Annotated in this window: 18 protein-coding genes; 15 read left to right on the top strand and 3 right to left on the bottom strand. The window is 43.0% G+C overall.

The features are described from left to right. Positions 1–204 precede the first annotated feature (204 nt). From ectA to R7Z47_RS08365, 4 genes are all read left to right on the top strand, one after another. Positions 205–738: a diaminobutyrate acetyltransferase gene (ectA, locus tag R7Z47_RS08380; RefSeq protein ID WP_005393379.1), complete on the top strand. Its 534-nt coding sequence runs from the start codon at positions 205–207 to the stop codon at positions 736–738. Between the two features lie 34 nt (positions 739–772). Further along, positions 773–2038 (top strand): diaminobutyrate--2-oxoglutarate transaminase, encoded by a 1266-nt coding sequence (gene ectB / locus R7Z47_RS08375; protein WP_017820939.1) that lies wholly within the window; start codon positions 773–775, stop codon positions 2036–2038. Positions 2039–2052: 14 nt separating this feature from the next. Then, complete coding sequence (locus R7Z47_RS08370; protein ID WP_005377769.1) at positions 2053–2439, top strand: ectoine synthase; 387 nt, start codon at positions 2053–2055, stop codon at positions 2437–2439. Positions 2440–2525: 86 nt separating this feature from the next. Continuing rightward, positions 2526–3947 carry an aspartate kinase gene (locus R7Z47_RS08365; RefSeq protein WP_005377768.1) on the top strand — a complete coding sequence of 474 codons (1422 nt, stop codon included), beginning with the start codon at positions 2526–2528 and terminating at the stop codon, positions 3945–3947. Positions 3948–4135: 188 nt separating this feature from the next. Here the strand turns inward: R7Z47_RS08365 and R7Z47_RS08360 are convergent, their stop codons facing one another. Continuing rightward, positions 4136–5701: an arylsulfatase gene (locus R7Z47_RS08360; RefSeq protein WP_186584300.1), complete on the bottom strand. Its 1566-nt coding sequence runs from the start codon at positions 5699–5701 to the stop codon at positions 4136–4138. A gap of 388 nt (positions 5702–6089) precedes the next feature. Between R7Z47_RS08360 and R7Z47_RS08355 the strand changes: the two genes are divergently transcribed. Then, a complete protein-coding gene (locus tag R7Z47_RS08355; protein WP_262606562.1) occupies positions 6090–8420 on the top strand; it encodes a tetratricopeptide repeat protein in 2331 nt (776 codons plus the stop codon). A gap of 47 nt (positions 8421–8467) precedes the next feature. On the opposite strand, the gene R7Z47_RS08350 is transcribed toward R7Z47_RS08355, so the two are convergent. Continuing rightward, on the bottom strand, positions 8468–9196 hold the full coding sequence (locus R7Z47_RS08350; RefSeq protein ID WP_372034459.1) for a formylglycine-generating enzyme family protein: 729 nt from the start codon (positions 9194–9196) through the stop codon (positions 8468–8470). Between the two features lie 238 nt (positions 9197–9434). Between R7Z47_RS08350 and R7Z47_RS08345 the strand changes: the two genes are divergently transcribed. The 7 genes from R7Z47_RS08345 to R7Z47_RS08315 all read left to right on the top strand — a co-directional run bounded on the left by R7Z47_RS08345 (position 9435) and on the right by R7Z47_RS08315 (position 17310). Then, positions 9435–10760, top strand: coding sequence for an anaerobic sulfatase maturase (locus R7Z47_RS08345; protein ID WP_262606561.1), 1326 nt, complete (start codon positions 9435–9437; stop codon positions 10758–10760). Positions 10761–10813: 53 nt separating this feature from the next. Next, complete coding sequence (locus R7Z47_RS08340; RefSeq protein ID WP_318129966.1) at positions 10814–11899, top strand: hypothetical protein; 1086 nt, start codon at positions 10814–10816, stop codon at positions 11897–11899. Positions 11900–12069: 170 nt separating this feature from the next. Further along, entirely contained in the window at positions 12070–13071 is a 1002-nt protein-coding gene (locus R7Z47_RS08335) for an HAD family hydrolase (RefSeq protein ID WP_025766713.1), read from the top strand. A gap of 184 nt (positions 13072–13255) precedes the next feature. Beyond that, entirely contained in the window at positions 13256–14029 is a 774-nt protein-coding gene (locus tag R7Z47_RS08330) for a DeoR/GlpR family DNA-binding transcription regulator (RefSeq protein WP_025766712.1), read from the top strand. 11 nt (positions 14030–14040) lie between these two features. Continuing rightward, a complete protein-coding gene (locus R7Z47_RS08325) occupies positions 14041–15081 on the top strand; it encodes an oxidoreductase (RefSeq protein ID WP_025766711.1) in 1041 nt (346 codons plus the stop codon). Beyond that, complete coding sequence (locus R7Z47_RS08320; protein WP_205460937.1) at positions 15078–15548, top strand: heme-degrading domain-containing protein; 471 nt, start codon at positions 15078–15080, stop codon at positions 15546–15548. The genes R7Z47_RS08325 and R7Z47_RS08320 overlap by 4 nt, the downstream gene beginning before the upstream one ends. 184 nt (positions 15549–15732) lie before the next feature. After that, positions 15733–17310: a sensor domain-containing diguanylate cyclase gene (locus R7Z47_RS08315; protein ID WP_256900586.1), complete on the top strand. Its 1578-nt coding sequence runs from the start codon at positions 15733–15735 to the stop codon at positions 17308–17310. Positions 17311–17361: 51 nt separating this feature from the next. On the opposite strand, the gene R7Z47_RS08310 is transcribed toward R7Z47_RS08315, so the two are convergent. Then, a complete protein-coding gene (locus tag R7Z47_RS08310) occupies positions 17362–17919 on the bottom strand; it encodes a DUF3750 domain-containing protein (protein WP_054574115.1) in 558 nt (185 codons plus the stop codon). 480 nt (positions 17920–18399) lie between these two features. On the opposite strand from R7Z47_RS08310, the gene R7Z47_RS08305 reads away from it, so the two are divergent. The 3 genes from R7Z47_RS08305 to R7Z47_RS08295 all read left to right on the top strand — a co-directional run bounded on the left by R7Z47_RS08305 (position 18400) and on the right by R7Z47_RS08295 (position 20918). After that, on the top strand, positions 18400–18762 hold the full coding sequence (locus tag R7Z47_RS08305) for a hypothetical protein (RefSeq protein ID WP_017634013.1): 363 nt from the start codon (positions 18400–18402) through the stop codon (positions 18760–18762). A 35-nt stretch (positions 18763–18797) separates the two neighbouring features. Further along, on the top strand, positions 18798–19262 hold the full coding sequence (locus tag R7Z47_RS08300) for a GNAT family N-acetyltransferase (RefSeq protein ID WP_064353881.1): 465 nt from the start codon (positions 18798–18800) through the stop codon (positions 19260–19262). Positions 19263–19499: 237 nt separating this feature from the next. After that, positions 19500–20918 (top strand): SLC13 family permease, encoded by a 1419-nt coding sequence (locus tag R7Z47_RS08295; protein WP_017634015.1) that lies wholly within the window; start codon positions 19500–19502, stop codon positions 20916–20918. Position 20919 lies beyond the last annotated feature (1 nt).

The following is a 20919-nucleotide window of genomic DNA, read 5'->3' as shown; positions in this document are numbered from 1 at the left end:
CTGGTTGTTTTTTGTACTGTGCATTTGGGTGACTATTTAATAAATTAGACCTCGAACTATTTTAACTTTTGGTTAATAGGTTTGTTTTTGTGATATATGTCACAAAAACACCGATAAAAAGGCGGATTATTTGATTTTTAGTCGCGAGGGATGCCCATAATAAAAAGGAAATTTAATTAGACCTCAAAGGATATGTATTTTCACATGATCACATCAGCACCTTGGGTCCTTTATCCAGAGATTGGAGAAGACTCAAGTAAAAAATGGATTTTTCGTGAGCCTAAAATCTCTGATGGTGACGACATTTACAGCTTGATTGCAGACTGTCCTCCATTGGACATGAACTCATCTTATTGCAATTTCCTACAGTCTACGCATTTCAGCAAAACCAGTATTTTGGTTGAGCAAAAAGGCGAAATCGCAGGTTTCATTTCCGGTTATCAGAAACCAGACGAGCAAGACGTTTTATTTGTCTGGCAAGTTGCAGTCTCACCTCGCTTTAGAGGTCATGGTTTAGCATTCCGCATGTTGAAAGAACTTCTCACCCGAGAGGAATTAGGCGGTGTTAAATCGGTAGAAACTACCATCACGGAAGATAATAAAGCCTCTTGGGCACTGTTCAAAAAGTTAGATGCGATGAACGGCAATTCTGGCCAAGTAAGCACATTTTTGGATGAAGAAGCCCACTTTAAAGGCAAACACGATACAGAATATTTGTATCGCATTCCTCTCAAATAATCCTCAAACAATAGGAATTAAAAACGGTCTCATCATGGATATTTTCAAAAAGCAGGAATCCAACGTACGCTCATATTCAAACAATTTCCCGGTCGTTTTTCGTAAAGCGAAAGGCTGCTGGCTAGAAACAGAACAAGGTGAACGATACTTAGACTTCCTTGCTGGAGCGGGATCTCTAAATTATGGCCATAACAATCCAGTACTAAAACAAGCGTTGCTTGAGTACATTGAAATGGACGGTATTACTCACGGTTTGGATATGCACTCAGAAGCGAAAGCATCGTTTCTGGAAGCGTTGGATACTTACATCCTTAAACCAAGAAACTTGGATTACAAGGTTCAGTTTACGGGCCCAACAGGCACTAATGCTGTTGAGGCGGCATTGAAGCTGGCTAAAAAAGTAAAAGGCCGCGACAGCGTCGTTGCGTTTACTAACGGTTTCCATGGTTGTACTGCTGGCGCACTGGCTGCAACGGGTAACCAGCATCACAGACAAGGTAACGGTTCTAGCCTAAGTAACGTCACTCGTATTCCATTTGAAGGTTACGCTGGCGTAGATGGTCTCGCGCTGTTCGAAACCATGCTAAATGATAACTCTGCAGGTATGGATAAACCAGCCGCTGTACTTCTTGAAACTGTGCAGGGTGAAGGTGGTTTAAATGCTGCTTCAAACGAGTGGTTACAACGTTTGAGCAAAATCTGTAAAGCCAATGACATTCTTGTGATTGTCGATGACATTCAAGCAGGTTGTGGACGTACCGGTACTTTCTTTAGTTTCGAGCCGTCTGGTATCCAACCGGATATCGTGACGCTATCGAAGTCGATCGGTGGTTACGGTTTGCCGATGGCTGTCGTATTACTTAAGCCTGAGCTTGACCAGTGGAAGCCAGGCGAGCATAACGGTACGTTCCGTGGCAATAATCACGCCTTTATTACTGCTGCAAAAGCACTAGAAATTTACTGGGCAAACGATGATTTTGAAACACACATCAAGCAGTGTTCAGACAAGGTAAGTGCTGTTATTGACCGTTGTGTTCGTCGCTTTCCACAAATGTTTGTGCAGAAAAAAGGCCGCGGCATGATGGTTGGTATTGAATGTATCAATGGTGACATGGCATCTGAAATTGCGAAAAACTGTTTCGAGAATGGAATGGTGATAGAGACAGCGGGTCCAGACGATGAAGTTGTGAAGTTCTTCTGTCCACTAACTATCAGCGAATCAGAGCTAGATCAAGGACTAAGCATCTTTGAAAATGCAGTAGAGACTATCGCTGCGAAACATTTCAAACAAGCATCTTAATAAGGATTTTAATTATGATCGTCAGAACTCTAGATGAATGCCGCAACAGCGAACGACGTGTTGTTTCAGATAACTGGGAAAGTGTCCGCATGTTGTTGAAAGACGACAACATGGGTTTCTCTTTCCACATCACAACGATTTATGAAGATACAGAAACTCATATTCACTATCAAAACCACCTTGAATCGGTGTTTTGTATGAGTGGTGAAGGTGAGATTGAAGTTGTAGGTGGAGAAACGTACCCAATTAAACCAGGTACATTATACATCCTTGATAAACACGATGAGCACTACTTGAGAGCTTATAAGAATAAAGAAATGGTAATGGCGTGTGTGTTTAACCCACCGATTACTGGCGCTGAAGTGCACGATGAAAACGGTGTTTATCCTCTCGTTGACTAAAAGATGATGGTGGGGTGCTTTGCCACCCCACACTTAACTATCTCTTCTTTTTTCTTTTTAAAGTTACCAATCAAAAAAGGCTTATCATGACATTTACCGTAGAAAAAATCGGCGGTACATCAATGACAGCATTTGATGCTGTTCTCGACAATATTATTCTTCGTCCCAAAACACCATACAATCGTATTTTTGTCGTATCTGCATACGGTGGTATGACCGATGCGCTGCTTGAGTGTAAAAAAACCAGTAAACCAGGCGTTTATCAGCTTATCGCGAAACGCGACGACAAATGGGAAGAAGCGTTAGCGTACGTTGAAAGCCGTATGTTGCTGACCAATGAAAATATTTTTGCGGACCCAATGAATCGTATCCGTGCGGATAAATTCATTCGCTCCCGCATTGCTGAAGCGAAAAACTGTATCGCGAATATTTTAGAAACCTGTCAGTACGGTCAATTTTCGTTGCGCCAGTACTTGCCTCAAATTCGAGAGTTTCTCTCGTCTATCGGTGAGGCACATAGTGCTTACAACACAGCACTAAAACTAAAAAATATGGGTATTAACGCTAAGTTCGTTGACCTGTCTGGTTGGGATAATCAAGCGCCAAGAAGCCTTGATGAGTCGATCAGTGACGCGTTTGCTGATATCGATGTATCAAAAGAACTGCCAATCGTGACAGGTTATGCTTACTGTAAAGAGGGCCTAATGCACACTTATGACCGAGGTTATAGTGAGATGACATTTAGCCGAATTGCAGCAATAACAAAAGCGGATTTAGCAGTAATTCACAAAGAGTACCACTTGAGCTCAGCGGACCCACGCGTTGTTGGCCCTGAAAAAGTATTACCAATTGGTAGTACAAACTATGACGTAGCAGACCAACTTGCCAACCTTGGCATGGAAGCGATTCACCCAAATGCCGCTGCGGGTTTGCGTGAAAGTGGTATTGAGCTACAGATTAAAAATACATTCGAACCTGAACACGAAGGTACTTTGATCTCTTCAAGCTATCGTCCGGAAGAAGACAAAGTCGAGATCATCGCAGGTAAAGAAAAAGTATTTGCACTGCATTTGTTTGACCAAGCAATGGTAGGAAAAGCCGATAACGTTAGTTACGAATTGATGGAAATCATCTCCGATGCTCGTGTAAGTTTGGTTGGTAAAGAGATGAACGCGAACTCTATTACTTACTATCTAGGTGGCAGTACTGATAGCTTAAACAAAGTATTGTACAAAGCAGAGAAACGTTATCCGAATGCCTCGATTAAAGGCCGTATGGTCGCGCTTATCTCAGCCATCGGTTCTCAAATTGATACCAATAAGACGTTGGCGAAAGGTGTGCTTGCATTGATGAATAATGGCGTTACGCCAGTTGCACTGCACTCATCATTGAGAAATGTAAATGTTCAATTTGTTGTCGGTGATAAGGAATACCAGCACGCGATTTGCGCATTGCATGATGAGTTTTTCCAAAGTAGCAGTTTAGCTAAATCGGTTAATGTGGCTTAGTTTATCCACGGTTAAAATACAAAGGAGAGCAGGTTAGCTCTCCTTTTTTTGTTTTTCAGTTTGTACTCACAATGCCCACTTTGTATAGGCTAAACAGGCGATTTAAGTAAGTTCCTATGTGGCGATACACATAAGCCAGCAGAATGGTCTGCTGGCTTATGTTACTGATTAACTAACGTTAACTTAGTTTACTTAAACTTGCTGATTTCTTGTTCAACTTTGTCTAGTTGTTGCAGCTTCTCTTGCATTTTTAGAGAGTCGTAGTTTAGTGAAGCAGGGTTCATCGCTGTACCACGTTGCATTGGGTATTCTGGAAGTGTTTTAAAGAACTCTCCCACAACGTCTTGTACAGGTACAAATAGCCACATGTTGTCAGCCATCCAACGCAAGTACATTTGTGATTCACTTGGGCCTTTTTCGAATGGGTCAGCACGTAGGTGGATGATTTTAGGCCAGTTCGGAGCAAAACGAACTGCGTTACTCAGGTTCCCTTCAAGCGTTGCAAAGTGAAGTTTCCAGTCATTCCAGCGGACAGCGTTTAATTCACCATTAGACGTAAAGTAAAGCAGCGACTCACGAGGGCCTTTTTCTTCCTTACCTTCAAAGTATGGCATGAAGTTATAACCATCTAAATGCACACGCCATTCTTTGCCATTTGCTTTGTAGCCTTCTGCCAGTTTTTCTTTTACATCAGGTACGCCAGCAGCTGCCAATAATGTAGGCAACCAGTCTTGGTGTGCCATCATTTCATTGATCTTGGTTCCTGGCTTAATGACGCCTGGCCAACGAACCAGTTGAGGAACACGCATACCGCCTTCCCAAGTTGTACCTTTTTCACCATGGAATGGTGTTGCGCCACCATCTGGCCAAGTCATGGTTTCTGCGCCGTTGTCCGTTGAGTAGATAACGATAGTGTTGTCTGCAACACCTAGCTCATCCAGCTTGTCGAGTAAAACACCTACATGATCATCATGTTCCAGCATACCATCGGCATAAATGCTTACACCTGATTTACCTTGGTATTTTTCCTGCAAGCGAGTCCAAACGTGCATACGAGTGGCGTTATGCCAAATAAAGAAGGGTTTATCCGCCTTAACTGCTTTTTCCATAAATGCCAAAGAGCTCTCTAGGAACTCTTCATCTGCGTGCTCCATACGTTTTCGTGTCATCGGGCCAGTGTCTTCAATCTTACCGTCGGCATAAGACTTAATGACACCACGAGGGCCATAGTTTTTTCGAAACTCTGGGTCTTTAGGGTAGTAATAAGTTTCAGGCTCTTCTTCTGCGTTTAGGTGATATAAGTTACCGAAGAATTCGTCAAAGCCGTGTTTGGTCGGTAAGTGCTTATCTTGGTCACCTAAGTGGTTTTTACCAAATTGACCCGTCATGTAACCTTGTTCTTTTAACAGATCTGCAATGGTTGGCGCCCAATCAGGTATACCGTGGTCAGAGCCTGGCATACCAATTGTTAACAAACCCGTACGAAATGGCTCTTCACCTGTAATAAAGGCCGCGCGACCAGCAGTACAAGACTGTTGTCCGTAGTGATCTGTGAACAACGCACCTTCATTCGCGATACGGTCGATGTTTGGCGTTTTGTAACTCATCATACCTTGGTTGTATGCGCTGATATTCCAGTAGCCGATATCGTCACCAAAAATTGCCAGAATATTCGGTTTGTCGGCTGCCATAGCGGCACTGGACGCCGCTAACATTCCTGCGCCTACAGCGATTTTGCTCAATTGATTTGCCATAAAAACTCCAGATTGTTGAGAGTAAAGATAAGCACAAGTGAGCCTTATGCTTAGTTGCTGCATAAGTTAATGATGTATATAGAAAAATCCTCTTATACTCGATATAACCATAAGTTATTTCTAGGTTGTAACCATTTGTTAATTAAAAAGAAATAGGATTGTTCTGTTAGTTTGTAGAGATTCGTAAAGTAGATTTAGATCACTTAAGAGCCTTATTTTTATTGCGTAGTAGAAGAGGGGATGGAAATGAAAAACAATAGGATGCTCGCTTGTTTTACGGTCCTAAAGCAATACTAAAGTCGTTATGTATTGCTTGTAATTATTTGTATAACCAGTGATTTAGTGTCTATATTGATTTAGGTTGTACATTATAAATATAAGGATATCTATGAGTCAGTGGGCAGGCCGGTTTCGCATTTTATTGCTGGTCAACGTTGTTGTCAGTTTTATGGCTTTTTCTCAAGAGTTATTAACAGAGAAACCAAATATTCCTTCAGGCTTAAATCCAGAATATGCTGGCACACAAGCTTGTATAGATTGCCACCAAAACGAGGTGGAGGCCTGGAAAGGGTCACATCACGATATGGCCATGAAGCATGCAAGTACAACCTCTGTGCGTGGTGATTTTGATAACCATGTTGTAACGCACAAAGGAATGCCTAATCGTTTTTTTAAAAAAGGCGACGAATTTTGGGTCAATATTCAAGGTGCTGACGGGCAATGGCGTGACTATAAGATCAGCTATACATTTGGCTGGGAGCCATTACAGCAGTACATGGTCGAGTTTGAAGATGGCCGCGTGCAGCTTATTCCTTTTGCTTGGGACACAAGAGCTAAAGTTGAAGGGGGACAGCGTTGGTTTCATCTTTATCCAGAAACGACAACAACGGATGAATTCTATTGGACCAATACCGGGCAAAATTGGAACTTCATGTGTGCTGATTGCCATTCAACGAACCTAAAGAAGAATTACGACGCTGACAAAAACACTTACAACAGCTCATGGTCAGAGATTAATGTGGGATGCGAAGCATGCCATGGTCCCGCTAGTCAACACATAGAACTGGCCAAGAAATACAAAAATGCTGGCACTTCTTTTGAGCATGACAGCCATTATGGCTTTGATCGAAATTTGTCTAAGGCAGTGTCGGATTGGGTGTTTGAGGAAGGCCATAGTACGTTACAGCCGAAATCAATTGAAGCAACTAATCAAGTGCAAACATGCGCTCAATGCCATAGTCGCCGAACCCAGTTAAATGAAACAGGTGATCATGTTAAAGGTTCCTTTTTTGATAAATATCGCTTAAGTCTTATAACACCTGAACTCTACTATCATGATGGACAGATTTACGACGAAGATTATGTTTATGGTTCGTTTCTTCAATCTGAAATGGCGGAGAAGGGGGTCACGTGCACTAATTGTCATGATCCACACACGGCAGAGTTAACGATCCCAGAAGAGGCAGTATGTTCGCAATGCCATATTGCATCGGAATATACACCTGAAAAGCATACCTTTCATAAGGCTGGATCTGAAGCATCGCAATGTACGACTTGTCACATGCCAGAAACGACTTACATGCAAGTCGATCCTCGTAGAGACCACAGTTGGCATATTCCACGACCGGATTTGAGCAAACACATTGGAACGCCCAATGTTTGCATGTCATGCCATGAAGATAAAAGCAATCAATGGGCCGATGAACAGATAGCAGAATGGTACCCGAATTCGAAGTATCGTAATCAACAACATTTTGCTGTCGCATTTTATGCGGATTCAATTGGTCATCAAGGAGCAGCAAATGCGTTGGCATACTCTGCTCAGGATTCGTCGTTAAAAGACATTATTCGTGCTTCAGCCCTGGAGAGAATGGGGGGCAATACTGACCAAAATACAACAGTATCTTTGGCTAGGGCCGTTAAGAATGAGAATGAAATGGTTCGATTAGGGGCAATTTCAGGCTCGTCTGGTTATGAATTTCATGATCGGTGGCGGATTCTAGAGCCATTGCTTGGTGACTCGGTGCTTTCAGTGAGAGCGGAAGCTGCCTCGGTGCTGGTAGCGAACTACGCACAAATGACCCCTTTACAAAAAGATATCATTAAATCGCCTTTACAAGAGTACATGGAAATTCAAGAGTTTAATGCCGATCGTGGTTTCGGAAGAACCAATTTGGCGAATGTGTACCGCAGCTTAGGTGAAATCGACAAAGCGGCCGAGCTGTATAAACAAGCGATCAGCATCGAACCCTATTTCGAAAATAGCTACGTTAACCTAGCAGATTTGTATCGTCACCTAGGTAAAGAAGAAGCTGCGCTCACGGTGCTACAACAAGGGATGAAAGCTCAACCTAAATCCAGCACATTACCATACAGCGCAGGTCTTTCTTTGTTACGTCAAGGCAAAGCCGATGATGCGAAAAAGCTACTTAGACGCGCCGCAGAAGTTGGTGAAACTAATGCGCATTATTGGTACGTGTACGGTCTAGCTTTAGAAAAAAGCGATGTTCTAGAAGCCAGTAAAGCGTTGCATACAGCATTTGAAGTCGGTGGCAATCCACAACACTTGTTTGCTCAATGCGAGGTTCTAGCGAGAAATCATAAAAAAGGTGCTGTCGCTTTTGCTTTCGATAGGTGCATACAAGAGCTTAGTCACTATGCACCTAAACAAGCTATTGATCAGCTTAAAGCCTCTATTGTTGGGGTCAATAGGAGCTAATTACCAAAAGTGGAGCTTTTATCGCTCCACTTTTTTTCTTACTTAGTTTAATCAGCGTCTTTCGCTAATCTCAGCCCCATGTCGGACATGATGACTGACTGGCTAGCAAAATCGCGACGATAGTTTTCGGATTCGTCAGCATCATAGGCAAAGCTACCACCTCGTACAGACTTGTGTGCAAGGCTTTCTTTTTCATCTTTTGCGTTTACCGGATTATCACTTGGTGCCGATTTGTAATAGCCTTCATCAAAGGCATCAATAACAAACTCACCAACATTACCCGTCATATCGTATAAGCCAAGCTCATTCGGTTTTTTCTGACCTACCTTGTGTGCTTTATTGTTTGAGTTACTGGCATACCAGGCAACGTCGTTAATATCATCAGACCCCGCGTAAGTGAATCCTTGACTTAGATTCCCCCCTTTCGCAGCAAACTCCCATTCTGCTTCGGTGGGTAAACGATAGTGCTCTCCCGTTTTTTCATTCAATTTCTTTATAAAATAATTGGCTTGTTGCCAGCTAATGTTATTTACGGGCGTATTTGGGTTTCTAAAATAGCTCAGAGAAGATCCTGTAACCGATTCGAATAACTCTTGGGTTACCTCAAATTTTGCCAAATAGAAATCTTCCACGCGAACGGTGCGGGCCGGGCGCTCGGATTTATTTGCTGATGGATTATCCGAGCCCATCGTAAATTGTCCGCCTTCAATAAGAACCATATCTTGATCGATTTTTTGAGCAAGAGGGCTAGGTTGTGTTGTTGCACATCCAGTCATAATTAGCGAAATCGAAATAGCGGCACCAAGGTAAAGAGTATTACTTTTGGAATGCTTCATAGGGGAGCTCCATCAACATTTATGATCAAAGAATTTTATCAGGCAAGTCTATGAAAAACAGTTATACACACTATAACAAGCGCCACGAATAATTGAACATTATCATCACACTAGGCGATTAACTTAATGATTAGTCTTAACGCCGTTGGGCACAGGCTAGCAACTAAGAAGGTGATGAATGCACATAACTCAAGGTCCGCAGTTCAATGGAAAAGCATCCAAGCGATTACATGTCATGGCGAAACCTATCGGTGCAGTGTGCAATATCGATTGCACCTATTGTTATTACCTAAGCAAACAAGATTTACTTGAGTACAAGCCAGGCTGCTCACCAGTCATGGATGAGGAGACGCTAGAGACCTATATCCGTCAATATATAGCGGGACAGAATACACCTGAAATCATTTTCTCTTGGCAGGGTGGTGAGCCGACAATGCTAGGTTTGGATTATTTCAAGACAATTGTTGAGCTACAGAATAAATACCGTCCCGATGGCATTACGATCTCCAATGATCTCCAGACTAATGGCACACTGCTTAACGATGAATGGTGTGAGTTTTTAAAGGCGAACAACTTTCTCGTCGGTTTAAGCATTGATGGCCCAGAAATGATGCACAACGCTTACCGAACAAACCGAGCTGGTAGAGGCACATTCCGGCAAGTTATGAATGCGGTTGAATTATTACATAAGCACGAAGTAAAGTTTGCTACGCTCACTTGTGTTAACAACTTGACCAGCCGTAACCCACTTGAAGTGTACCGATTCTTGCGAGATGAAGTACGCTCCCCTCAAATGCAGTTTATTCCAATAGTTGAGCAGAAAACATTCAGAACAACCGCCCCTCAAACTTGGGAGCCAAACGAGCAACTAAAGCAAGGAGATAAACGGTTGATCCCAGGTCATAAAGATGCCGTTATTGAGCCTTTTTGCGTTGCGGATGAAGCATGGGGAAATTTTCTGATCGCGATTTTCAATGAATGGGTTTTACACGATATCGGCAACGTGTTTGTGCAGTACTTTGAAGCCAGTATCGAAACCTGGATGGGCAGAAAAAACCCACTGTGTACGTTAGGTGAAATCTGCGGGAAGGGCTTAGCAATGGAGCCTAATGGTGATGTGTTTGCGTGTGATCATTACGTGTACCCAGAATATAAGGTTGGAAACATTCATCACGAAAAGCTCGATACGCTCGCTTATAGCTCTGAGCAGCAGAAATTTGGGTTTGCTAAAAGTCGTACGCTGCCCCAACAGTGCCTTCAATGTGATTATCAATTTGCATGTTTTGGAGAATGTCCCAAAAACCGTTTTATCCGTACTAGGCAAGGTGAGCCTGGTCTTAATTATCTCTGCGCGGGTTGGAAGAAGTTTTTTACCCATGTTGATCAGTCGATGGCGTACATCTTACGAGCGACAGGTAACCCAGTGGTTCACGGTAAATACAGTGACCAGATTCTACGCCAACAAGCTACTCAAACACAGTCTGTGTTTGAAGCGAAGTTTTAAGGTAGTCACTACGCCTGCTACAGGCCCGGAAATGAAAGAATATAGGTTATTGAATGCAAAAAATTAAGCTGCTCTCTAAATCATTACTCGTGATCTCGATCGGCATTGCTGCGAGTCAAACAGCAGTGGCACAAGAAACAACATTGCTAGACCCAGACCAGGTATCGCCGACAACGGTTGTCACTCCACAAGAAGCTCAAATGACACCGGCGCAACGAGTCGAAAAGCTGTCTTATGATGCGCAAAATAAAAAGTTGTCTTCAGAAAAACGTATTGATGCTTTACGTGAGTTAGCCAACTATCCAAGCCAAAATGCATTGGTTGCAGTTGCGCGTGGGTTGCAGGATGAAGATGCAGGTATTCGCGAAGCTGCGATCGTGGGAGCACAGCCATATATGATTGAGCACCGTTGGCGTTTGATTTCACCATTATTGAGTGATGACGCCGCCATGGTGCGAATTACAGCAGCGATTAACCTCGTTCGAGATTACGCCAATTTGAGTTCAGAGCAACAGCAGTCACTTGAAGGGCCTGTTTCCGAGCTGACAGCACACTTGTCCAGTAAGAACGATAATGTTTCCAAGTTATTACTTGCAGACGTTTACCGTTGGCATCGTGATTGGGATAAAGCGGCGCTGATATACCCAGAGTTAACTAAGCTTGAGCCAAGCAACCCTCAAGTTTGGTTAAGCTACGCAGACAACTTCCGAGCGCAACAGCTAGACCAAAAAGCTATCAACGTGCTTGACGAGGGTATCAAGCTAAATTCAGAAGATGCCTCGCTGCATTATTCTAAATCTCTCGCTTTGGTTAGATTAGACAAAAAGAAAGAAGCGGCGTTTGAAATAGACAAAGCTGCGACGATGGCAAAGACGAATAGTTACTTTTGGTACTTAAATGGTGTTCTGCAAGAAGAGTTAGACTTGAAGAGGTCTGTCAACGCTTTTGAGCAAGCGTATTTGATATCTGGTGCTCCAGAACAACTGTATGCCGTGTGTGACATCTATGTCCGATACGGTAACCCTAAAACGGATGACTGTTTAACAGAGCTAAAGAAGGTCGCTCCCGACTATGTTATTGAAGAGCTCAAAAAGAAAGGTAAAAATAAGATTTCAGCGACAAGAAAAAGCGAATTGTGAGGCTGAAAAAAGTCGCCAATAGAGGGTTATTCAGCATGCGTCTCTTTAATCTACACGACACTATGACATAACTTTCTCTTGGTGTTTACCTTTAGCCGTTCTCTCTGTTTTTGATCCTCGACTATACTTTCAACTGGGTCATATTTTGTACGTCAATATAAGGAATTAAGATGGCTATAAAGTTAAAGGCGATTGTCTTAGCAACAGGTTTTGCTCTGTCTAGTTACGCTGTTGCTGCTGATATGCAAGATCCACTTCCGTCATGGAACAACACTGACGCTAAGCAAGCTATTATGGCGTTTGTTACGAAAACAACGACCCAAGGTTCGGATTCCTATGTGCCTGAAAGCCAACGAATCGCGACGTTTGATAATGATGGAACACTTTGGGCAGAAAAGCCTGTTTATCTACAGTTGTTTTTTGCGATCGATAGAGTAAAAGAAATGGCCTCTGAGCATCCTGATTGGAAGACAACCGAACCCTTTGCTTCCGCATTAAAAGGTGACATGGAGGGGATTGGTAAACAAGGACTCGAAGGTGTAATGAAGCTTGTTATGGCAACCCATTCTGGAATGTCTACTGAACAGTTTCATCAAGAAGTTAAGGAATGGTTGAAAACGGCTGTCCATCCAACAACGGGTAGACCATACACTGAAATGGTCTATCAACCTATGCTCGAACTGCTCGACTATTTAAGAGCGAACGACTATCAGACCTACATCGTTTCTGGAGGCGGAATTGAATTTATGCGCGTTTGGGCGCCGGAAGTATACGGCATTCCAACGCAAAACATCGTGGGGACGACGTTAAAGGCGGAATATCAAAGTGTTGATGGAAAACCTACCATCCAACGCATGCCGGAAATAGACTTTGTCAATGACAAAGCAGTAAAGCCTGTGACGATTCAAAACTTCATTGGCAAACGTCCGGTCATGGCGTTTGGTAATTCTGATGGTGATTTACAGATGTTAGAGTGGACGAAAGCAGGTTCAGGTCCAAGATTTTCTGCGATTATCCATCACACGGATGACAAGCGTGAATGGGCGTATGATAAAGATTCTCATGTTGGTAAGTTAGATAAATCGTTTAAAGTAGGTGAAGAGCAAGGTTGGCTATTTGTCGATATGAAACAAGATTGGAATCAAGTGTTTAAAGAGGCCATGAAACAATAGCTCACTAATCATGATGAACCCTACGTAGAAATTTTTGTGATGGGGGATGATGATCATCAGTACGCTTACCATTTCTCTAACAATTTATGTTCAGTGTCTGTTCCAACCATTTTTGTTGACCTACGTTGGTTATTTGATTGATATGTGGCATCATGACTTAAAACCACTTAAGTGAATTTAAGTCATGACACAAGAAGAAAGACTCGTAGCACTCAGAGCGAAGCTGGAGCAGCAAAACAAAGTAACGTTGTCTGAAGTTTGTGAGTACTTTGGTATCTCGCGAGATTCAGCTCGCCGAGACTTAGTTAAGTTGAGTCAGCAACCTGGGTTACAAAGAATACGAGGTGGTGTCATGCTTGCGCCGATCTCTTCCCATACCGAGGCATACGCGAGTCGACCCGTGAGTGACGTTAAACATCGACTAGCTCAAGCTGCCGCAGCGTTGTTGGATGAGCGCGACCATCTTGTTATTGATACCAGCACCATTTTGTCTCTGCTCCCACTCTATGCAGGAAAAGCACATTGTGGAGAAAACAAGCTCAACGTCGTCACTAACAGCATTGATGTACTGACCGCTGCTGAAACAAACGACACAATGGACGTTTATTTCTTAGGCGGACACTTTGACCCTTATGCCAGAGCAGTTTTAGGGGCGCAAGCAGAGCAGCAAATGCAGCAGTATCACGTGAACAAAGCGTTCATTGGCGTGTGTGCATTGACATCCCGAGGGCTGACAACAAATAGTTTGTTAGAAGCAACAATGAAACAAGCGATGATTGCTCAAGCTCAGCAGGTCATCGTCGTTTGTGAATCCCGAAAAATTGGTAGCGACAATTTCCACCACGTATGTGATTTGTCAAAGATCGACATCATTATTACCGATCATCCCCCTCAATCAGATTTTCAACAACTCCTCGATCACAATGATATTGAATGTATTGTTGTGTCACCGAAATAAGGAATCTTAGAATGGCTTACGATCCCGTAAAAACCGCTGTGATTGGTTACGGATATTCAGCAAAAACGTTTCATTTACCCTTCATTAAAGCGCTACCAAATTTAACGCTGAGCGCGATAAGCTCTCGTCAACAGGAGGCGGTTCAAAATGATTGGCCAGATGCTAAGTGGTTTTCTGATGCGAATACTTTACTCGATGATAGTGATGCAGAGCTCGTAATCATTACTGCGCCAAATGACGTACATTACGAACTTGCAAAGCGTGCGTTGAACAATGGGAAACACGTCATCGTCGAGAAACCGTTTGTTACTCGTATAGAAGACGGTAATGAACTTATCGCCTTGGCGGAAGAGAAAGGTCTAGTGCTGAGCGTTTTTCACAATAGACGTTGGGATGGAGATTTTCTCACGGTTAAATCTCTTATCGAACAAGGTAAGTTAGGTGATATAAAGCTGTTTGATTCACACTTTGACCGTTACCGCCCTGAAGTTCGTCAACGATGGCGAGAGCTAGCTCAAGATGGTGGTGGTATTTTATTCGACCTTGCTCCTCATCTTCTCGATCAAGCATTGGTGTTGTTTGGCTTGCCAGATGCGATAGACGCACAATGTCGAATGATGCGTCCGGGCGCGACGACGATTGATTACTACAACTTGGTGCTTCATTACCCAGACCATATTGTGCATTTACATTCAAACTTGTATAGCCCAGAGCCGAACCTCCGTTACAAAGTATTGGGTACGGAAGCTAAATATGAAAAGTTCGGATTAGATCCTCAAGAGGGCTACTTAAAAGAAGGCCGTTTGCCGGAAAACGATGCTTGGTCGGAAGAAGATGAGGCGTTATACGGCGTCCGTTACGACGAAGACGGTGCGCAAACTATCAAAACGGAGAGAGGCGCGTACCAAGCTTACTTTGTTGGTGTGGCAGATGCCATTCGTTTGGGTACTGATAACCCGGTTCCTGCCGCTCAAGCAGTACAGAATATCGCTTTGATTGAGATGGCATTGGAAAGCAGTAAAACGGGTAAAACGATTCAGGTGAAACCATGAGTTTGACGCTTGAACTCGTGGCCCGGCAAGAGCATGAACTTCAGTTGGCGGAATTTAATCACCATATTGCGTGGTCTATCGGCCTTGCTCTAAAAGAAGAGGCTGAAGCTCGCGGCGCGGCTGTTGCTATTGAGGTTTACGGCTTTGGACAAACGCTATTTCAATACGCGATGGCAGGAACCTGTGCTGATCATGTAGATTGGGTCCGTAGGAAGCGAAACTCAGTATTAAGGTATGGCCACAGCTCTTATTATCTTTCTCTGTACAACAAGCAAAAGCAACGTGATTTCGAAAATCAGCCTCATCTCGATGCTCGTGAGTACTGTGCTCATGGTGGCGCGTTCCCAATTCGGCTTTCTGGGTCTGGTTTGGTTGGGGTTGTGACGGTATCGGGTTTACCGCAGTTAGATGATCATCAGCTAGTTGTGGATATATTAAAAACGATGACAGAGACAAAACCCTCTTAAACGCCAAATATGAAAGTAGCACGGTTCTTTATCGTGCTACTGAATTCTCTTTTTAGCTCATAAAGTGTTCTTTAATGTGAGCAAATATTAACATTGATCCCAACTTACTACCTGAAAATCAAATCAATTTCATATAACCTATACGCTCATTCATATAGAAAGCCTTCAAAGTTGGCCATTGGCAATGTCTTTTAGAAGAAAAGAAAAACTCAATCTTAGAAATCTTATTGTCACCCTATGTGTGTTCAGTGTGCTTGTCACTTTGATCAACGCATTCTACTCGATTTATCGTGTTCAAAGGGATCTCATCATCAATAACACGTTAGAATCAAACCGTGTTTACGCCCAAAAAATGTCTGAAATGACAGACTCTTTCATAGAAAGCTCAATGTCGCAGCTAAAATACAGTGCGAACGTGCTAAAAGACAAGATGCATGACGCTCAACTTCTTGATAAAGAGGCTGAGAGATTAAGAACGCAAACCAAATCATTTAACTCTGTGGTTGTCGTTAATGCAAAAGGGGTTATTATTTCTGTATCCCCTGAAACACTTCAGGTTAAAGGTGTAAGGTTAGTGGGTGAAAGAAAACGCCAGTCTTTAAACGCTCAAGCACCGGTTGTTACTGAACCATTTATATCGCCAGCTGGAAATTACTTGTTAACCATCTCATACCCTATATTTTCTCAATCTAATGAATATTTAGGTTATATCGGCGGCACTATTTATCTAGAAAAAGAAAATATTCTCGCAGAGTTACTCAGCCAGCACGCATACAAAGATGGTTCTTTCCTTTACGTTGTCGATGAGAGTAACACTCTGATTTATCACCCAGATCAATCGAGAGTTGGTGAAGTAATCGACGATAATGAGGCAATCAAAGCGGTGACGATGGGGCTGAGCGGTAACAAAGAAATTGTTAACTCTCGCGGCGTCGAAATGCTTGCTGGTTATGCACCAGTAAAGTCATCAGGATGGGGAATTGTTGCTCAGCGCCCGAAATCGATGACGTTATCTGTGCTAGATGAACAGATGTGGAATGTTTTCCTTAAGTCGATTCCAATTGGTTTATTAACTTTGTTGCTAATTTGGTTCTTGTCCCTTCTTATTTCTAGACCACTTTGGCAGTTAGCGGGTGCTGTGCGAGGTGTCGAAGAACATTCATCATCTATCGATGATCTCAAACTGGTTAAGTCTTGGTATTTTGAGGTCTCACATTTGAAGCTTAGTTTTCTTAAAGCATTTGGTATTGTGTCAAAAACCATTGATAAGCTGCAACTGGATACATTAACAGATTCGATGACTGGATTATTGAATCGACGTGGATTAGATAAAGTTCTTGGTTTGTTTAAGCAGGAAAATACCGCGTTCTCTGTTTTGGCGCTAGATATTGACCACTTTAAGAGCGTAAACGATAACTATGGCCATGACGTGGGTGACAACTTACTTAGAGAGTTTGCGCAGTTAATGAAAGACCAAGCTCGCTCTAATGATCACCTGTGTCGTTCTGGCGGTGAAGAGTTTATGATGTTTTTGGAAAAAACAGACGTAAACCACGCTATGGATGTTGCAGAGCGTATTAGACACAACGTGGAACAACATGACTTTCAGGTGGTTGGTAAGGTCACGGTTTCGTTGGGCGTTTCTCACTGGAAAGGCAATGACACACCAATTGAAGCGGTAATGAAAGACGCCGATAATGCACTGTATAAAGCGAAACATAATGGAAGAAATAGAACGGAGTTGGGTGACGACGCACAATAGATATTGCGCTTTATGCTGAACATAAAACGAGCCAGTGACTAACCTTTGCTGTTAATCGCTGGCGTAACCGCTACCAATTGCGCGAAACGGCAAGTTTAGCTCTAACTCTGGAATTTGTTTACCCACCCAAGCCGGAAATGTATTGCTATTTGGCCCTGGAAACAGCGTATATTCTTCAGCCCAAGGGTATTGGTTAATAACACTTTGTATTTTAGGGATAAGCTGGCGGGCCTTTTCACCTTGTATGGAGAGGATCTTTTCTGGTTTTGCACCATACCAATATCGATCTGGCGTCCCAGTTTGGTACTGATATAGAGCGGGTTGTCCGCGATTCACTCTCCAGCCGACTACTTCATACACTGTATATTCGTTCGCATTTTCAGGCTTTATTGCAAACCATGTATGAACAGCAAACCAGCCTCGCCAACCAAACGCATCTGCGGCGTAAAACTCAATCACAGCATGCTTAACATTAGAAGGGTCGGGTGCGATACCCGCAGGTTCTCTGCTAGCAGTACGCCAATCTCCTTGAGTGCATCCACCCAGCATAACCGCGATTGACATGAACCCAATTTTTACAAGGTGAGTAAAGTTGAGAAGGTCTTTCATTTATTGCTCCTAGACCAACCGATGTTGGTAACGCTCTACTGATTTTAGCTATAAAAACGTGGCAAGCCTGATTGTTGAAATCCTCTCCTTATTAAAAGAGAGAGGGAAGTTAGTGCCATAATTCCAGTTCATACGTAATAATAAGGTAAGCCGATTTGTAACATGTGGCATAGACGATGCCGTATTTCTCGAACGATTCGTCTAGTTGCGTATGAAAAAGTAAGAGGTTGTATGTGTTCCTTACACGACCACATGAATTAAAAGCATTAAAAAAACAGAGGTTTACAGTGGATTTTGACTGATTGAGTGAGTTTGGGACCCTCACATTGTCTCACATTTGCTTGTTTTGGGCGGAATTTTCATCGCTCATCTTTTTGCGCGTTTAGAGTCAGCGTTCAGCTATGGCACAATAGGCGCTCACAGAACAAGTGCTGTTTGGTCATGCAAATAGCAGAAAAATAACTAGAAATAGAATAATTAATGTTTAAATCAAAAAGTATACTCGCATTAAGCATGTTCGCATTTGGCTGTTTTGCCAATCAAGATAGCGAACCAACGTCCGTTGTGCTGAACTATGGTGATTCCTCCATCAGTACTGATATTCAAGCCAATCGAAAATTTCATGTTGTCCGAGACAATGAAAGTGAGCACGTAGAATTTTCCGGCGGAATCACAAAGGAGTATTCCGATTATATTGTGAATATTCATATCATAAGAAAAAGCAATATACGCAGATCAAGCCGTGAGCTGAATACTACCGTATTGATGAACAGTGATCAGATTGGGAAGCCTTTAGTGATTGGCATTGAAAATGATGAGTTCACTAGTATCACTTTGCGTTAATGCTTAGTATTTATTGAATAGGAATGAGGAAATTGATGCTCTCAATACGCTGTTATCGCACCGAGGATGCCCCAACACTGTGGGCACTCTTTTACCATACTGTGCGAGTCATTAATCGTCGCGATTACACTGAATCACAAGTTTCCGCTTGGGCACCATCAGATTTTGACCTCGATGTGTGGCAACGCAAAATGGACGATATTCAACCCTACGTCGCGGAGATAGAAGGGCAGGTCGTTGGCTATTGTGATTTGCAAGGTGACGGTTTGATTGATCATTTCTTTTGCCATCATGAATACCAAGGACAAGGTGTTGGTCGTGATTTGATGTCTTTTCTTTGTTCACAGGCAAAAGTACAGGGGATAAAACGACTGTATTCTGAAGTGAGTATTACCGCCCGACCTTTTTACGAGAAAATGGGTTTCACAGTTAAGTCTCGACAACGTGTTGAGGTTAGGGGAGAAACCTTAACTAACTTTATGATGGAAAAGTATATTTAACTTAAATAGTGAGCTTGAACACAGATATAAAATGTTTTCCAATGTGAAAACGAGTTCATTGATCTCGCACCAACGTTTTGTTTGAAAACAGTGTACATAATCTTCTCTGGAACGCCATTACCGCATTTCGTCTCTGAAGGCTTAAAAACAGTCTGAAAGTTTTGGTTTTACGGCGGGTAATAGCGTTCCAAACGCCAAATGTGTCTGGCTAACCATCTCAGGAAGAGAAGTAGTACTATGCGCCCTTATCTCAAATACGTTGTTCCAACATTGATACCATTGCTTGTTTGGTTAATGCCTCTCTCTGCGTTCCCATTTGATGGCATTACTATCGTCCAGCAAAGAGTGATTGCAATCTTCTTGCTTGCCGCACTTTGCTGGGTATTCGAGCCAATTCCAATCTACGCCACTTCGGTTGTGATCATTGTCCTAGAGCTATTGCTTGTATCAAATAAAGGTATTGTGCTCTTTCGTTTGCAAGAAGGGCAGCCACATTTTGGTGAGCTATTACAATACAACGAGATAATGGCGACCTTCGCTAGTCCGATTATCATGCTCTTCCTCGGCGGTTTCTTTTTGGCTATGGCGGCGACAAAGTACAGGTTAGATGTCAACTTAGCCCGAGTGTTACTCAAACCATTTGGACAAAAACCAAAGTTCGTTATGCTGGGGTTGATGCTGATCACCGCTGTTTTTTCCATGTTTATGTCAAACACCGCAACAACAGCGATGATGTTATCCATTTTAACCCCTGTGATAGCGGTTTTCGGGCCTAAAGACCCAGGTCGAATTGCATTCGCCTTGTGTATTCCTGTTGCAGCCAACATTGGTGGCATTGGTACTCCAATCGGCACGCCACCGAATGCCATCGCCCTAAAATATTTGGTTGGTGACAACTTAATTACGTTTGGTGAATGGATGGTATTTGGTGTGCCATTCGTTATTGTGATGATGGCGTTAGCCTGGTTTCTGATTGGCTTTTTGTATAAAGCCGAACAAACCACCATCGATCTGAACATTAAAAGCAAGTTTTTGAAAACACCCAAAGCAATAATGGTTTACGTCACCTTTGCCGGCACGATTATTCTTTGGTTGATGGGTTCTGCACATGGAATGAATTCTTACACAGTAGCATTAATTCCGGTCGCAGTGTTCTCATTGACGGGCATCATCAACAAAGAAGACTTGAAGAAAATCTCTTGGGATGTGCTTTGGTTGGTGTCAGGCGGTATTGCTCTGGGCCTTGCTCTAGATAAAACCGGGCTTGCGAAGCTGGTGGTACACAGCATTCCGTTTGATCAGTTCTCGCCATATGTTGTCTTGTTTGGTGCGGCTTTCTTGTGCTTGTTAATGGCAAACTTTATGTCGCATACAGCCACAGCAAACTTGCTGATGCCGATTATGGCTGCGCTGGGTACTTCTATGGCTTCGCTAACGCCTCTCGGCGGTGAAGTTACTCTGATCTTGGTCGTGACATTTGCCGCTTCACTCGGTATGTCGTTACCAATTAGTACGCCACCAAACGCGTTAGCTCATGCAACAGGGCATGTCGAGAGCGGCCAAATGGCTCGTATCGGTGCCGTGCTAGGCGTGATTGGCGTATTACTCAGCTTTGTGATGGTGTGGATTTTACATACTGTTGGGCATATTGGATAAC

It is taken from the genome of Vibrio sp. 1641 (assembly GCF_033339995.1).
Taxonomy (GTDB): Bacteria; Pseudomonadota; Gammaproteobacteria; order Enterobacterales; family Vibrionaceae; genus Vibrio; species Vibrio alginolyticus.
The sequence above is the reverse complement of the archived record's forward strand: the minus strand, read 5'-3'. Positions and strand labels throughout refer to the sequence as shown.

Coding starts and splice junctions, on each gene's coding strand:
- R7Z47_RS08360 (WP_186584300.1), bottom strand. CDS start 5,701: ATGGCAAATCAATTGAGCAAAATCGCTGTAGGCGCAGGAATGTTAGCG.
- ectB (WP_017820939.1), top strand. CDS start 773: ATGGATATTTTCAAAAAGCAGGAATCCAACGTACGCTCATATTCAAAC.
- R7Z47_RS08315 (WP_256900586.1), top strand. CDS start 15,733: ATGTCTTTTAGAAGAAAAGAAAAACTCAATCTTAGAAATCTTATTGTC.
- R7Z47_RS08370 (WP_005377769.1), top strand. CDS start 2,053: ATGATCGTCAGAACTCTAGATGAATGCCGCAACAGCGAACGACGTGTT.
- R7Z47_RS08320 (WP_205460937.1), top strand. CDS start 15,078: ATGAGTTTGACGCTTGAACTCGTGGCCCGGCAAGAGCATGAACTTCAG.
- ectA (WP_005393379.1), top strand. CDS start 205: ATGATCACATCAGCACCTTGGGTCCTTTATCCAGAGATTGGAGAAGAC.
- R7Z47_RS08300 (WP_064353881.1), top strand. CDS start 18,798: ATGCTCTCAATACGCTGTTATCGCACCGAGGATGCCCCAACACTGTGG.
- R7Z47_RS08355 (WP_262606562.1), top strand. CDS start 6,090: ATGAGTCAGTGGGCAGGCCGGTTTCGCATTTTATTGCTGGTCAACGTT.
- R7Z47_RS08345 (WP_262606561.1), top strand. CDS start 9,435: ATGCACATAACTCAAGGTCCGCAGTTCAATGGAAAAGCATCCAAGCGA.
- R7Z47_RS08365 (WP_005377768.1), top strand. CDS start 2,526: ATGACATTTACCGTAGAAAAAATCGGCGGTACATCAATGACAGCATTT.
- R7Z47_RS08340 (WP_318129966.1), top strand. CDS start 10,814: ATGCAAAAAATTAAGCTGCTCTCTAAATCATTACTCGTGATCTCGATC.
- R7Z47_RS08350 (WP_372034459.1), bottom strand. CDS start 9,196: ATGACTGGATGTGCAACAACACAACCTAGCCCTCTTGCTCAAAAAATC.
- R7Z47_RS08330 (WP_025766712.1), top strand. CDS start 13,256: ATGACACAAGAAGAAAGACTCGTAGCACTCAGAGCGAAGCTGGAGCAG.
- R7Z47_RS08325 (WP_025766711.1), top strand. CDS start 14,041: ATGGCTTACGATCCCGTAAAAACCGCTGTGATTGGTTACGGATATTCA.
- R7Z47_RS08295 (WP_017634015.1), top strand. CDS start 19,500: ATGCGCCCTTATCTCAAATACGTTGTTCCAACATTGATACCATTGCTT.
- R7Z47_RS08305 (WP_017634013.1), top strand. CDS start 18,400: ATGTTTAAATCAAAAAGTATACTCGCATTAAGCATGTTCGCATTTGGC.
- R7Z47_RS08310 (WP_054574115.1), bottom strand. CDS start 17,919: ATGAAAGACCTTCTCAACTTTACTCACCTTGTAAAAATTGGGTTCATG.
- R7Z47_RS08335 (WP_025766713.1), top strand. CDS start 12,070: ATGGCTATAAAGTTAAAGGCGATTGTCTTAGCAACAGGTTTTGCTCTG.